The 13573-nt window shown below is 46.3% G+C and carries 17 protein-coding genes; 11 read left to right on the forward strand and 6 right to left on the reverse strand.

Annotation, left to right across the window (positions count from 1 at the left end):
* The first annotated feature begins 14 nt into the window (after window positions 1–14).
* Window positions 15–701, forward strand: a complete 687-nt coding sequence (locus ACFVP7_RS01550; protein WP_080121049.1) for an ABC transporter permease — start codon at window positions 15–17, stop codon at window positions 699–701.
* Here ACFVP7_RS01550 and ACFVP7_RS01555 read toward each other — a convergent pair.
* Both ACFVP7_RS01555 and ACFVP7_RS01560 read right to left on the reverse strand, forming a co-directional pair.
* Window positions 662–796, reverse strand: coding sequence for a hypothetical protein (locus tag ACFVP7_RS01555; RefSeq protein WP_119122840.1), 135 nt, complete (start codon window positions 794–796; stop codon window positions 662–664). The genes ACFVP7_RS01550 and ACFVP7_RS01555 overlap by 40 nt on opposite strands.
* Window positions 756–1142: a YndM family protein gene (locus ACFVP7_RS01560; protein WP_014478718.1), complete on the reverse strand. Its 387-nt coding sequence runs from the start codon at window positions 1140–1142 to the stop codon at window positions 756–758. The genes ACFVP7_RS01555 and ACFVP7_RS01560 overlap by 41 nt, the downstream gene beginning before the upstream one ends.
* 313 nt (window positions 1143–1455) lie before the next feature.
* Here ACFVP7_RS01560 and cwlJ point away from each other — a divergent pair, with 313 nt between their 5' ends.
* The 6 genes from cwlJ to tatC all read left to right on the forward strand — a co-directional run bounded on the left by cwlJ (window position 1456) and on the right by tatC (window position 5761).
* Window positions 1456–1884, forward strand: coding sequence for a cell wall hydrolase CwlJ (gene cwlJ / locus ACFVP7_RS01565; protein ID WP_003246500.1), 429 nt, complete (start codon window positions 1456–1458; stop codon window positions 1882–1884).
* A 105-nt stretch (window positions 1885–1989) separates the two neighbouring features.
* The gene (locus ACFVP7_RS01570; RefSeq protein WP_338732114.1) at window positions 1990–2721 is read left to right on the forward strand and encodes a VWA domain-containing protein; all 732 of its coding nucleotides are present in this window, start codon (window positions 1990–1992) and stop codon (window positions 2719–2721) included.
* A gap of 79 nt (window positions 2722–2800) precedes the next feature.
* Window positions 2801–2977 (forward strand): hypothetical protein, encoded by a 177-nt coding sequence (locus ACFVP7_RS01575; RefSeq protein WP_032679897.1) that lies wholly within the window; start codon window positions 2801–2803, stop codon window positions 2975–2977.
* 18 nt (window positions 2978–2995) lie between these two features.
* The gene (gene phoD, locus ACFVP7_RS01580; RefSeq protein ID WP_338732118.1) at window positions 2996–4747 is read left to right on the forward strand and encodes an alkaline phosphatase PhoD; all 1752 of its coding nucleotides are present in this window, start codon (window positions 2996–2998) and stop codon (window positions 4745–4747) included.
* Window positions 4748–4759: 12 nt separating this feature from the next.
* The gene (gene tatAD, locus ACFVP7_RS01585; RefSeq protein WP_003223835.1) at window positions 4760–4972 is read left to right on the forward strand and encodes a sec-independent protein translocase protein TatAD; all 213 of its coding nucleotides are present in this window, start codon (window positions 4760–4762) and stop codon (window positions 4970–4972) included.
* A 60-nt stretch (window positions 4973–5032) separates the two neighbouring features.
* The gene (tatC, locus tag ACFVP7_RS01590; protein ID WP_338732120.1) at window positions 5033–5761 is read left to right on the forward strand and encodes a twin-arginine translocase subunit TatC; all 729 of its coding nucleotides are present in this window, start codon (window positions 5033–5035) and stop codon (window positions 5759–5761) included.
* Here tatC and pcp read toward each other — a convergent pair.
* Window positions 5758–6405 carry a pyroglutamyl-peptidase I gene (gene pcp, locus ACFVP7_RS01595; protein WP_338732122.1) on the reverse strand — a complete coding sequence of 216 codons (648 nt, stop codon included), beginning with the start codon at window positions 6403–6405 and terminating at the stop codon, window positions 5758–5760. The genes tatC and pcp overlap by 4 nt on opposite strands.
* 78 nt (window positions 6406–6483) lie before the next feature.
* Between pcp and ACFVP7_RS01600 the strand changes: the two genes are divergently transcribed.
* Window positions 6484–7596: an aminotransferase class V-fold PLP-dependent enzyme gene (locus tag ACFVP7_RS01600; RefSeq protein WP_338732124.1), complete on the forward strand. Its 1113-nt coding sequence runs from the start codon at window positions 6484–6486 to the stop codon at window positions 7594–7596.
* 42 nt (window positions 7597–7638) lie between these two features.
* Here the strand turns inward: ACFVP7_RS01600 and lmr(B) are convergent, their stop codons facing one another.
* Together lmr(B) and lmrA are read right to left on the reverse strand one after the other, a co-directional pair.
* Window positions 7639–9078 (reverse strand): lincomycin efflux MFS transporter Lmr(B), encoded by a 1440-nt coding sequence (gene lmr(B) / locus ACFVP7_RS01605; protein ID WP_338732126.1) that lies wholly within the window; start codon window positions 9076–9078, stop codon window positions 7639–7641.
* 38 nt (window positions 9079–9116) lie between these two features.
* The gene (gene lmrA / locus ACFVP7_RS01610; protein ID WP_338732128.1) at window positions 9117–9683 is read right to left on the reverse strand and encodes a transcriptional regulator LmrA; all 567 of its coding nucleotides are present in this window, start codon (window positions 9681–9683) and stop codon (window positions 9117–9119) included.
* 216 nt (window positions 9684–9899) lie between these two features.
* Here lmrA and ansZ point away from each other — a divergent pair, with 216 nt between their 5' ends.
* Window positions 9900–11027 carry an asparaginase AnsZ gene (gene ansZ, locus ACFVP7_RS01615; protein ID WP_072175248.1) on the forward strand — a complete coding sequence of 376 codons (1128 nt, stop codon included), beginning with the start codon at window positions 9900–9902 and terminating at the stop codon, window positions 11025–11027.
* 162 nt (window positions 11028–11189) lie between these two features.
* Window positions 11190–11828, forward strand: coding sequence for a lipase LipA (gene lipA / locus ACFVP7_RS01620; RefSeq protein ID WP_015715191.1), 639 nt, complete (start codon window positions 11190–11192; stop codon window positions 11826–11828).
* Window positions 11829–11865: 37 nt separating this feature from the next.
* Here the strand turns inward: lipA and ACFVP7_RS01625 are convergent, their stop codons facing one another.
* Window positions 11866–12249 (reverse strand): RDD family protein, encoded by a 384-nt coding sequence (locus ACFVP7_RS01625; protein ID WP_071578728.1) that lies wholly within the window; start codon window positions 12247–12249, stop codon window positions 11866–11868.
* A 234-nt stretch (window positions 12250–12483) separates the two neighbouring features.
* On the opposite strand from ACFVP7_RS01625, the gene ACFVP7_RS01630 reads away from it, so the two are divergent.
* Window positions 12484–13560 carry a helix-turn-helix domain-containing protein gene (locus tag ACFVP7_RS01630; RefSeq protein ID WP_003246276.1) on the forward strand — a complete coding sequence of 359 codons (1077 nt, stop codon included), beginning with the start codon at window positions 12484–12486 and terminating at the stop codon, window positions 13558–13560.
* The last annotated feature ends 13 nt before the right edge of the window (window positions 13561–13573 follow it).

Genomic DNA, 13573 nt, shown 5'->3' on the forward strand with positions numbered 1-13573 from the left:
GGAGAGACACGTTGATGAATTTGATCAGAATCGAATTAAGAAAAATGAAAATGGGCTGGTATATTAGAGGTGCCCTCATTGCCAACGTGATCATTATGGGCTTTATGTGGCTGATCAGTTATTCCGAAAAAGCCGATGGCGGGGTTTCGTTCCAAAGTACGGATGAAGCATTCCTCATCATCGGCACCTTCGTCAGAGCGGTATTTATCGTATTTGGCGCTGTGCTGATCGTAAAATTGGTGATTTCGGAATATAAAAACAAAACCATTCTTGTGATGTTCACGTACCCGATCAGCCGTAAAAAGCTGCTCACCGCTAAGCTCATGATCGCGGGCGGACTGACGTTTATCACGATTTTACTTTCAAATATACTCATAGCCGCCGGTTTCTTTTGGCTGAACTCGATCTACCATTTCATACCGGGAGAGCTTACTTCCGAGATCATTTCTCAACAGGCGGTCAAAATGGCGGTTTTCGCTTTTGGCGCCGCTGGAACCAGTTTAGTTCCCATCTTTTTTGGGATGCGTAGACACTCGGTTCCGGCGACCATCATTTCATCTGTAGTAATTGTGATGCTCATCAGCTCAACAAGTCCGGGCTTCTCGATTTCATCTGTTGTGTATATCCCGTTATCGTTAGCGGCATTCGGTTTGTTCTTTTCCTACATGGCGATCAGGAATGCGGACAAGCAGGATGCGTAAACAAAGGCGCCCAATATGTATAAAAGGCCGATGCTGTCAGCACCGGCCTTTCCATTATGAGTCTGTTCTTGTTTCAAGATAATGCTTCTTGCCAATCTCTTTGCTCATCATATAGAAATGGAAGCAATATTCACCGATTGCCATGACGATCGCGCCGAATAAAGCCGCCAATGCAACTTCACCGCCAGTCATCCCCAGGGAAAGCGGCATGCCCATCAGCCAGATCACAAGAAAGGCCAAGCCAAAATCAGCCAAAGTTGCAATCATATTATTCCATCTCGGCAATACATAAAGATCGCCCAGCAAATAAGAAATAACCCCTAACACAATCGTCATTAGCAGCGTATCACCAAACGTGAAACCAAAGCCCAGACCAAGCACCAGATACAACACAATAATCGTCATAATACCTTTAATAGCGAGCGCTTTCACATGTGTCATTACAATTCCTCCTTTTGTCATTTGATTTGTTATGTATAATTCCTCAAATGTAAAAAGTTAAACCTTATTTCTTTTCGGAGGCGGGTGCAAATCTGCTGGGGAGGGGTCAATGATGTGAATCCAGGAATTGAGGCTGCGGCGCTTCGACAGCGGAAACGTGAAGCTTGTACTGCACCGGACGCTGCTTTGATGCCCAACAGCCCATTATGTTTGCTGTTTTTAGATGAATAAATTTAAAAACTTCTCCTGTCCCTCCGTCATCACTTCTGAAGTAATGAAATATGATGAAAAGAGATCAAGGGGAGGTGACGTGATGGCGGTCGTGAGAGCAACGAGTGCGGATGTCGATTTGATGGCAAGGCTGCTCAGAGCGGAAGCGGAAGGCGAAGGCAAGCAGGGGATGCTGCTTGTCGGCAACGTTGGAATTAATCGGCTGCGGGCGAATTGCTCAGATTTTAAAGGCCTCCGCACCATCAGGCAGATGATTTATCAGCCACACGCGTTTGAGGCTGTGACTCATGGATATTTTTATCAAAGGGCGCGAGATAGCGAGCGTGCCCTTGCACGCCGGTCGATTAATGGTGAAAGGCGCTGGCCTGCAAAATTTAGTTTATGGTACTTCAGGCCGCAGGGGGACTGTCCAGCCCAGTGGTATAACCAGCCGTTTGTGGCCAGATTTAAGTCACACTGCTTTTATCAGCCGACGGCGGAGACGTGTGAAAATGTATATAACACATTTTAGAGACAGGACACCGTTCAAATTGAACGGTGTTTTTCTTTGAAAAGATGCAATGCAAAATATTCCTGTGAGATAATCAAAGAAAAAAGAGCTGACGGAGATGACAGAATGGCAACAATTGACCTGCAAAAGAAAAGTGTAAAGATCGTACTGGAGAAAAAGCAGTTAACGAAGGTGACGGCTCGTGTTGGACTGGTTCTTGATATTACGGGATCGATGAGACCGCTCTACAAAAACGGGACGGTTCAAAATGTGGTGGAGCGGATTTTGGCAGTGGCTGATCAGTTTGATGATAACGGTTTGCTGGATGTATGGGTGTATGATAATGAATTTTCCCGATTAAAGCCAGTTTCAGAAAAGGATTTTTCGGGCTATGTCGATCGTGAAATTTTAAATAATGACCGCTTGCATAAATTCGGCAGAAATGATGAGCCGCCAGTCATGAAGGACGTGCTGCGCAAATATGTTACGGAGGAACCGAGCTCGTATCCTGCTTTCATTGTTTTTATCAATGACGGGGGCTGTAAAAAGTCAATCAAACCGATAATTGAAGCTTCTTCTGATAAACCGGTGTTCTGGCAGTTTGTCGGCATCGGAAACGGAAACTTTGATTTTCTCAATAAACTGGATACGTTAGAAGGGCGTGTCGTTGATAACACGAACTTCCTGCATATCGAAGAGATTGACCGCATTTCTGATGATGAGCTTTATGATGCTCTGCTTGCTGAATTTCCATTTTGGTTAAAAGAAGCGAAGGAAAAAGGGATTGTAAGAGAACAAGAGCCTCCTGCTGAAAAGCCGAAAAAGAAGGGCTTTTTCAGCAGATTGTTTTCGAAATAACTGATAAGGCACTGAGTCATTCTACGAAATGGCTCGGTGTTTTTGTTTTTTTAAGATCATGTGAAGAAAAATAGTCCGAATGGGCGGCTTGCAAATGACAGGATATGCAGAAAACGCGTCATTCAGCCAGCTTTCGGCATGTTTCAGCGGCAGGCTTGTGAGGGAAGACCTGTTTTTGATGTTCAGCGCTTACAATCGGTTCACACTTCTTCACAGTCGTTTAACAATGATTTCCTATAATGGAGACGATCAATGAGGAGAGAGGGGATCTTGAATGGCATACGACAGTCGTTTTGATGAATGGGTACAGAAACTGAAAGAGGAAAGCTTTCAAAACAATACGTTTGACCGCCGCAAATTTATTCAAGGAGCGGGGAAGATTGCAGGACTTTCTCTTGGATTAACGATTGCCCAGTCGGTTGGGGCCTTTGAAGTAAATGCTGCGCCTAAATTCTCAAGCTATCCGTTTACATTAGGGGTAGCGTCAGGTGATCCGCTTTCTGACAGTGTCGTGCTTTGGACACGCCTGGCACCAGATCCGCTGAATGGCGGGGGAATGCCGAAGCAAGCAGTGCCTGTCAAATGGGAGGTCGCAAAGGATGAGCATTTCCGCAAAATCGTAAGAAAAGGCACTGAAATGGCTAAACCGAGTCTTGCCCATTCCGTTCATGTGGAAGCGGATGGGCTTGAGCCGAACAAAGTGTACTATTACCGTTTCAAAACCGGCCATGAACTAAGCCCTGTCGGAAAAACAAAAACACTGCCTGCCCCTGGCGCCAATGTGCCGCAAATGACCTTTGCATTTGCTTCCTGTCAGCAATATGAGCACGGATATTATACGGCCTACAAGCATATGGCGAAGGAAAAGCTTGATCTTGTCTTCCATCTCGGTGATTACATATATGAATACGGCCCAAATGAATATGTATCAAAAACAGGCAATGTCCGCACGCACAGCAGCGCGGAAATCATTACGCTGCAAGACTATCGGAACCGTCACGCTCAATACCGTTCTGACGCCAATCTTAAAGCTGCACATGCGGCATTCCCTTGGGTTGTAACTTGGGATGACCATGAAGTTGAAAACAACTATGCCAATAAAATACCTGAAAAAGGACAGTCGGTTGAAGCATTCGTGCTCCGCCGCGCGGCAGCATACCAGGCATACTATGAACATATGCCGCTCCGCATTTCCTCTTTGCCGAATGGCCCAGATATGCAGCTGTACCGGCACTTTACGTACGGAAACCTGGCGTCCTTCAATGTGCTTGATACCCGCCAGTACAGGGACGACCAAGCCAATAACGACGGCAATAAGCCGCCTTCTGATGAATCGCGCAATCCGAATCGGACCCTGCTTGGAAAAGAACAGGAGCAGTGGCTCTTCAACAATTTGGGCAGCTCGACAGCCCACTGGAATGTGCTGGCGCAGCAGATTTTCTTTGCCAAGTGGAATTTCGGGACAAGCGCAAGCCCGATCTACAGCATGGATTCGTGGGACGGCTACCCGGCTCAGCGCGAACGGGTTATCAATTTCATTAAAAGCAAAAATCTGAATAATGTTGTCGTACTGACAGGTGATGTACACGCAAGCTGGGCATCGAATTTGCATGTCGATTTCGAGAAAACAAGTTCAAAAATATTCGGAGCCGAATTTGTCGGAACCTCGATCACTTCCGGAGGAAACGGCGCCGATAAGCGGGCGGATACGGACCAAATTTTAAAAGAAAATCCGCACATCAAGTTCTTTAACGACTATCGCGGATATGTCCGCTGTACAGTGACGCCTCACCAGTGGAAAGCCGATTATCGGGTGATGCCATTTGTGACCGAGCCGGGCGCAGCCATTTCCACGCGGGCTTCATTCGTTTACCAGAAAGACCAAACCGGGTTGAGAAAGGTATCATCCACAACAATCCAAGGCGGGGTGAAGCAATCCGATGAGGTCGAAGAGGATCGTTTCTTTGCGCACAACAAAGCCCACGAAAAACAAATGATTAAGAAGCGGGCAAAAATCACGAATTAAGGAGTGAAAATTATGTTTTCAAACATTGGAATACCTGGCTTGATTCTGATCTTCGTTATCGCCCTCATTATTTTTGGCCCTTCCAAGCTGCCGGAAATCGGGCGTGCCGCCGGACGGACACTGCTGGAATTTAAAAGCGCCACAAAATCACTTGTGTCTGGTGATGAAAAAGAAGAGAAATCAGCTGAGCTGACAGCGGTAAAGCAGGACAAAAACGCGGGCTGAATGCTGATGAGGCAGACACCGGGTCTGCCTCTTTTTTTATGAAAGGGAGGGCTTTTTTGAATGGATAAAAAAGAAACCCATCTGATCGGGCATTTAGAAGAGCTTCGCCGCCGGATTATCGTCACCCTCGCGGCATTTTTTCTATTTCTCATCACGGCTTTTTTGTTCGTACAGGACATTTATGACTGGCTGATCAGGGATTTGGATGGAAAGCTGGCTGTGCTTGGACCGAGTGAAATCCTCTGGGTGTATATGATGCTTTCCGGCATTTGTGCCATTGCGGCTTCTATCCCTGTTGCCGCGTACCAGCTGTGGCGTTTCGTTGCACCGGCGCTGACGAAAACGGAGCGCAAGGTGACGCTCATGTACATACCAGGTTTATTTGCGTTGTTTTTGGCGGGCATCTCCTTCGGATACTTTGTCTTGTTTCCGATCGTGCTCAGCTTTTTGACTCATTTATCCTCCGGCCACTTTGAAACGATGTTTACGGCTGACCGCTACTTTAGGTTTATGGTGAATTTGAGCCTGCCGTTCGGCTTCTTGTTTGAGATGCCCTTGGTGGTGATGTTTTTAACAAGGCTGGGCATCTTAAATCCTTACAGACTGGCCAAAGCGAGAAAGCTGTCCTATTTTCTGCTGATTGTCGTATCTATATTGATTACACCGCCTGATTTTATTTCTGATTTTCTCGTGATGATCCCGCTTCTTGTCCTGTTTGAAGTGAGTGTCACCCTATCGGCGTTTGTCTACAAAAAGAGGCTGAGGGACGAAACAGCGGCGGCCGCTTAGTGCAGCGTACCGCCCGGTGACTTCACATCCTCCTCATATTGTGCGGCCGTAACAGCGGCGATTCTCAATGCCCGGACAATCGTGTCCAGGCTGAGGCTCGGCGCTGTTTTGTCGATTGTTTGCCCCGGAATGTAAGGAATATGAATAAAACCGCCGCGAATGTGCGGGGATGTCCGGCTAATGTGATCCATTAACCCGTAGAACAAATAGTTGCATACAAAGGTCCCCGCTGTGTAGGAAACCGCAGCTGGAATGCCGTGTTCCTTCATCTTAGCAGTCATTCGTTTCACGGGAAGCCCTGTCCAGTAAGCGGCAGGCCCGTCTTGAGAAATCTCTTCATCAATCGGCTGCTGTCCTTCGTTATCGGGGATACGCGCATCTGCAAGATTGATCGCCACTCGTTCCGGTGTAATCTGCATCCGCCCTCCTGCTTGGCCGACACAAATTACGATATCCGGCTGATGTTTTTGAATGGCTTGGCGCAGAGTGTCCAGAGCGGATCTAAAGACAGTAGGAATTTGTTCCGCTGTAATGATGGCTTCTTCCGTCTCGAAGCCATTAAGCCGTTTCGCCGCTTCCCATGATGGATTGACGGTTTCTTTGTCAAAAGGGTCAAAGCCAGTGATCAGCACTTTTTTTCTCATTCTCCCATCTCCTTTTTCTTTTATTCTATTGTTTATTTATGGGTTTTTCATCAAAATAATGTAAAGGAGTGAATCATAATGGAGCATTTGCCGCAGCAGTATCGTCATTTATTCCCAACCTTGCAGACGCATACGATGCTTGCCAGCTGTTCTCAGAGCGCATTGGCAGAGCCTGTATCAAGGGCGATCCAGGATTATCATGATAGCCTGCTGTATATGGGGACGAACTGGAAAGAAGCGATCGAAAAAACAGAGTTTGCGAGAAACGAGTTTGCAAAGCTGATCGGGGCTGAACCGGATGAAGTGGCGATTGTGCCGTCAGTTTCTGATGCGCTGGTTTCTGTAGCATCGTCCTTAACTGCATTTGGAAAGAAGCACGTTGTATATACAGATATGGATTTTCCGGCGGTGCCTCATGTTTGGCAGGCACACTCCGATTATACCGTATCCGTCATTCCATCAATAGACGGCGTGCTGCCGCTTGAACAATATGAAACGCATATTTCGGATGAAACAGTACTGACGTGTGTTCCTCACGTTCATTATCGTGACGGCTATGTTCAGGATATAAAAGCGATTGCCGAGATTTCTCAGAGAAAGGGCTCTTTATTGTTTGTAGATGCTTATCAATCAGCCGGGCATATTCCCATTGATGTGAAGGAATGGGGCGTAGATATGCTGGCAGCAGGCACCCGGAAGTATTTGCTCGGCATACCGGGTGTGGCGTTTCTTTATGTGAGAAAGGAGCTGGCTGACGCACTGAAACCGAAAGCATCAGCTTGGTTCGGCAGAGAGAACGGATTTGATGGGGCTTATGCGAAAGGCGCGCGTCGTTTTCAAACGGGCACCCCAGCTTTTATCAGCGTATACGCAGCTGCAGCGGCTTTATCGCTGCTGAATCATATTGGGGTTTCTCATATCAGGGATCATGTGAAAACGATCTGTGCCGATGCAGTTCAATATGCCGCTGAAAAAGGCCTACAGCTGGCGGCGGCACAAGGTGGGGGTCAGCCGGGCATGGTTGCGATCCGGGATGAGCGGGCATCGGAAACGGCGGCGTTGCTGAAGAAGAAAAAAGTGATTTGTGCGCCGCGGGACAATGTCATCCGTCTCGCTCCCCATTTTTATAATACGAAGGAGGACATGCGGCACGCGATTGATGAAATCGCGGCGAAAACGATCCACAAGTAAACATAAAAAAAGCCCCTGAACATTAGTCAGGGGCTTTTCATATTAATGATCTACCTTCACGCGCTTCATAAAGAAAGCGCCAATTAAACCGATAATGGCAACAATCATTGCAAACACAAATGCGTGCTGTACACCCGCTGTCAAAGCTTGCGGGATGACTGCCGGATCGGCAGGGTTTTTAACTGTACTCATATAATCATGCTGGCCTGCAGCCATAATGCTGACCGCAACCGCTGTTCCGATAGCGCCAGCCATTTGCTGCAGCGTGTTCATAATGGCGGTGCCGTCTGGATAAAATTCGCGCGGCAGTTGGTTTAAACCGTTTGTCTGTGCAGGCATCATGATCATAGAAATCCCGATCATCAAGCAGGTGTGCAGGATGATAATCAGCACAGCTGTTGAAGTGGTCGTGACATTTGAGAAGAACCATAGTACAACGGTGACAATCACAAATCCCGGAATGACAAGCCATTTCGGCCCGTATTTATCGAACAAGCGGCCTGTAACAGGGGACATAAATCCATTTAAAATACCGCCCGGCAAGAGAACAAGACCAGATGCAAATGCAGTCAGGACTAAGCCGCCTTGCAGATACATCGGCAGAAGCAGCATAGATGACAGAATGACCATCATACAAATGAACACCATGATCACACCCAAAATAAACATCGGGTATTTGAACGCACGGAGGTTCATCATCGGCTGCTTCATTGTCAGCTGGCGGATTGAAAATAGGATAAGGCCGACAACGCCGACAATCAGCGACACGATAACAGTCAGGCTGGACCATCCCCCGGAGCCTTCACCCGCGTTGCTGAATCCGAACACAATGCCGCCGAAGCCAATCGTCGACAGGATGATAGACAATACATCGATTTTCGGCTTTGTCGTTTCAGATACATTCTGCATATATGCGATACCGAAAACAAGCGCCAGCACAAGGAATGGAAGAGAGATCCAGAAAATCCAGTGCCAGTTGAGATGCTCCAGAACCAATCCTGAGAAAGTCGGGCCGATGGCGGGCGCGAACATAATGACAAGCCCGATCGTTCCCATTGCGGCGCCCCGTTTATGAGGCGGGAAAATCACCAAGATTGTGTTAAACATCAGCGGCAGTAAAAGACCGGTTCCAAGTGCCTGAACGATCCTTGCCGCCAATAAAAACGGGAAGCTTGGCGCGAGTGCCGCGATCAAGGTTCCTATAATTGAAAAGATTAGTGACACGGTAAAAAGCTGTCTTGTTGTGAACCACTGCAACAGCAGTCCTGAAACAGGAACAAGGATACCGAGTACAAGCAGGTAGCCCGTCGTTAACCATTGGACGGTTGCCGCTGTAATGTTCAACTCCTTCATAAGGTCGGTTAACGCAATATTCAGTGCTGTTTCACTGAACATGCCGATAAAACCGGCCAACAGCAAGGAAATCATAATCGGCATCACTTTGTATTGCTGAGATGCTTTAGCTGTTGTTTCCAAAATCATTTCCCCTCTCTATCAACTGCATGTAGTATGTCGTTTTTTTATCTCTTCAGCAGGTCAGGAATGCAGCTGGAGATATGAAGGAGCGGCGTACTGTTTTTTGCCGTCAAAGATAAAAGGATGCCGCCTTCAATCATCGCGTTAACCACAGTGCTGGCTTCTTTTGCACGGCTCTCGCTGCAGCCAGTCTGCCGCAGTTTTTCCTCATACACAGAGGCCCATTCTTTGTAGGCTTCATGACAGGCTTCGCGCAACGGTTCGCTTTTCAATGACGTCTCAGCCGCTAGCAAGCCCACAGGCAAGCCTTCAATGTCTTCTGTACATGAAAACTGGCAGGAGAGCTCCTTCAAAAAGGCTTGAATGCCTTCCGCTGGATCGGTGCAGGATTCCATGCAGTCCGCGATTTTCTGACGGATATACTCCTTCATCTCATTCACGGCTTCGATCGCAAGCTGTTCTTTACCCCCGGGAAAGTGGTAGTAAAGAGAGCCTTTAGGCTCGCCGCTTTCCTTTATAATCTGGTTCAGCCCCGTGCCGTAATACCCTTGCAGCTGAAAAAGTCGGGTAGCTGCCGAAAGGATTTTCTCACGGGAATCTCCATAACTCATAACATTCCCACCTTACTGAATTGCAATCAAAAATATAGTGACTGGTCTATTATCTTGATTCAATCATCAATTGTCAAGAAAAATTCATTGTATGAAAAGACAAAAAAAGAAGGATATGACAACAAAAAATACTGAGAGAAAAGCTGACTGATCTTTTGACTGAATAGATAAAATGTACAATGATTAATCATCATATGGATGTAAGGAGAGAAATAGATGAAAAAACAACGAATGCTCGTACTTTTTACCGCACTATTGTTTGTTTTTACCGGATGTTCACATTCTCCTGAAACAAAAGAATCCCCGAAAGAAAAAACGCAGACACAAAAAGTCTCTTCGGCTTCTGCCTCTGAAAAAAAGGATCTGCCAAACATTAGAATTTTAGCGACAGGAGGCACGATAGCTGGTGCCGATCAATCGAAAACCTCAACAACTGAATATAAAGCAGGTGTTGTCGGCGTTGAATCACTGATCGAGGCAGTTCCAGAAATGAAGGACATTGCAAACGTCAGCGGCGAGCAGATTGTTAACGTCGGCAGCACAAATATTGATAATAAAATATTGCTGAAGCTGGCGAAACGCATCAACGACTTGCTCGCTTCAGATGATGTAGACGGAATCGTCGTGACTCATGGAACAGATACATTGGAGGAAACCGCTTATTTTTTGAATCTCACCGTGAAAAGTGATAAACCGGTTGTTATTGTCGGTTCGATGAGACCTTCCACAGCCATCAGCGCTGATGGGCCTTCTAACCTGTACAATGCAGTGAAAGTGGCAGGTGCCCCTGAGGCAAAAGGGAAAGGGACGCTTGTTGTTCTTAACGACCGGATTGCCTCAGCCCGATATGTCACCAAAACAAACACAACCACAACAGATACATTTAAATCAGAAGAAATGGGCTTCGTCGGAACAATTGCAGATGATATCTATTTTAATAATGAGATTACCCGTAAGCATACGAAGGACACGGATTTCTCGGTTTCTAATCTTGATGAGCTGCCGCAGGTTGACATTATCTATGGATACCAAAATGACGGAAGCTACCTGTTTGACGCTGCTGTAAAAGCCGGAGCAAAGGGGATTGTATTTGCCGGTTCTGGGAACGGGTCTTTATCTGACGCAGCCGAAAAAGGGGCGGACAGCGCAGTCAAAAAAGGCGTCACAGTGGTGCGCTCAACCCGCACGGGAAATGGTGTCGTCACACCAAACCAAGACTATGCGGAAAAGGACCTGCTGGCATCGAACTCTTTAAACCCCCAAAAAGCACGGATGTTGCTGATGCTTGCGCTTACCAAAACAAATGATCCTCAAAAAATCCAAGCTTATTTCAATGAGTATTGAAGAAAAGAAGGTGAATAAGCCTTCTTTTTTTTGGCTTTTTAGGACCAATAATGACCTCTGAATCTTAAAATTTCTTTAAAAATAAGCCAAAATTACCCTTTACTTAATTAATTTGGTAACGTAATATAATTGGAGAATTTGTTACAAAAAAAGGAGGATATTATGAAATTTGTAAAAAGAAGGATCATTGCACTTGTAACAATTTTGATGCTGTCTGTTACATCGCTGTTTGCGTTGCAGCCGTCAGCAAAAGCCGCTGAACACAATCCAGTCGTTATGGTTCACGGTATTGGAGGAGCATCATTCAATTTTGCGGGAATTAAGAGCTATCTCGTATCTCAGGGCTGGTCGCGGGACAAGCTGTATGCAGTTGATTTTTGGGACAAGACAGGCACAAATTATAACAATGGCCCGGTATTATCACGATTTGTGCAAAAGGTTTTAGATGAAACGGGTGCGAAAAAAGTGGATATTGTCGCTCACAGCATGGGGGGCGCGAACACACTTTACTACATAAAAAATCTGGACGGCGGAAATAAAGTTGAAAACGTCGTGACGCTTGGCGGCGCGAACCGTTTGACGACAGGCAAGGCGCTTCCGGGAACTGATCCAAATCAAAAGATTTTATACACATCCATTTACAGCAGTGCCGATATGATTGTCATGAATTATTTATCAAGATTAGACGGTGCTAGAAACGTTCAAATCCATGGCGTTGGACACATCGGCCTTCTGTACAGCAGCCAAGTCAACAGCCTGATTAAAGAAGGGCTGAACGGCGGGGGCCAGAATACGAATTAATGAAAAACAAAACCTTGAAGAATGCTATTCTTCAAGGTTATTCTGCTTTCAGCACAATGGTTTTCGCCGCCATATCATGAACGGTTTGTTTTTTCTTCGTAAATGCGGCAGTCAAATAGATCAGGCGGGAGAACACATGCACCCACGCTATGATGTAGCGGACAATCGCCTGTAGGAGAGAAATTTTCTCGTGTGTTTCGTCCCTCACGATTTGCAGCCCGATGATTTTTTTGCCCAGTGTGCCCTTCCAATTTGTCAGCGGCATCAGCAAAGGGTACACAATCAGCATCAATATGGCGACAATAATGACACCGGCGGACCCATCGCCAAACGTAAATCCGGCTGCCAAAATCACTGCTGCGGCAATGATTACATCAAGTACAAGAGCGCAGGCGCGCAGCATGAAACCAGCTAGTTCCAATAGAAACACTCCTTAAAATGTTAAATAAATACCTAATGATTGTAAAAAAGAAGGGCCTAAAGTGGGAATAGGTGATAAGCCTTAAATCACAAAAGTTGGTGAAAATGTCATAGGTAAATTGGCATAATCAGCCAGCTTATCACATTACCAAATTCTTTTTTAGCCCGAAACCAAGCCCTCAGAAGTTATTTTTGTTAAAATAGAAAAGTTACAACAGAATTCGGAGGGTTTATTGTGGGAAAAGTGAAACGAAATGCCCCTTGCCCGTGCGGCAGCGGCAAGAAATATAAAAAATGCTGCGGAAGTAAAGTTGTTGACTTCCCGGCGGAACTAGCGGCAAAAGAAGCGAAGCAAATTCAGGAAGACTTAGTGGAGTATGCCTTCACAGTACATAGAGAAAGCATTTCAGGCTTTATCAACCAGCATGATTTTCTTTCTGCTATGGACAGACAGACGAAAGACATCAGCGTATTTAACTTGGGAATTTGGGGAATCTTCTTCCACCCGCTTGCTGGTGAGAAGACAATCTTCGAAGAGTACCTTCAGAAAAAAGGCGATTCGATCACTCGTCCGAAAACGCGTGAGATCGTAGAATCATGGCAGAGCATGACGCCTGCTTTATTGCTGCTGAAGGACCTGAAGGAAGGCATCATTCACTTTGAAGATGTCATTACGGCAAAACAATTCGAAGTGGAAATGGACGCCAGCAATCAAGACCTTCCTCCAGTGGGAAGCCTGATTCTTGGATACCCAATCCACGAAGCGGAAAAAGCAGAATTCTTCATGCAGTTCACGATCTTCCCGGTGAAGAGAACAGAAGCGCTGATCAGCAAGGTGAAGAAATATGCGGATGCCGCTGTGAAGGACGGCAAAACGCCGGAGGACTTCATGAAGCAGGAATTCAATAACGTTCTGTTCGCGTTGTTAGCTGAGAAAGATGAAGAGCCACAAGCAGAGAAAGCGGAAGTAAGCACTGTTGAGTGGGCAAACGACTTGGAGAAAGAAACCGCTGCGGCTATTGAAGAAGGCATGAGCGGGGAAGAGTATCCGACTGAATTGATCCCAGCTGTTATTGACATCTGGAAAACATTCTGCGAGAAAAAATCACCTGTCATCAGAAAGCCGGAAGCTTTTGCGGCGGCAGTTGAATATTATGTAAACGCGATTTCTCTCAACGGCGCGTCCGTTTCTCAAGCTAAACTGGCGAAAAAATACGGCGTTAGTGCATCAACGATTTCCAGCCGTTACAAAGAAATTGAAAGCACGCTGCAGGATGAAGCAGATCGTTTTGCACAAGCGTTATCCTCATAATAAAAAAAACCTT

This window comes from Bacillus sp. SG20033, from assembly GCF_044570195.1.
Taxonomy (GTDB): Bacteria; Bacillota; Bacilli; order Bacillales; family Bacillaceae; genus Bacillus; species Bacillus subtilis.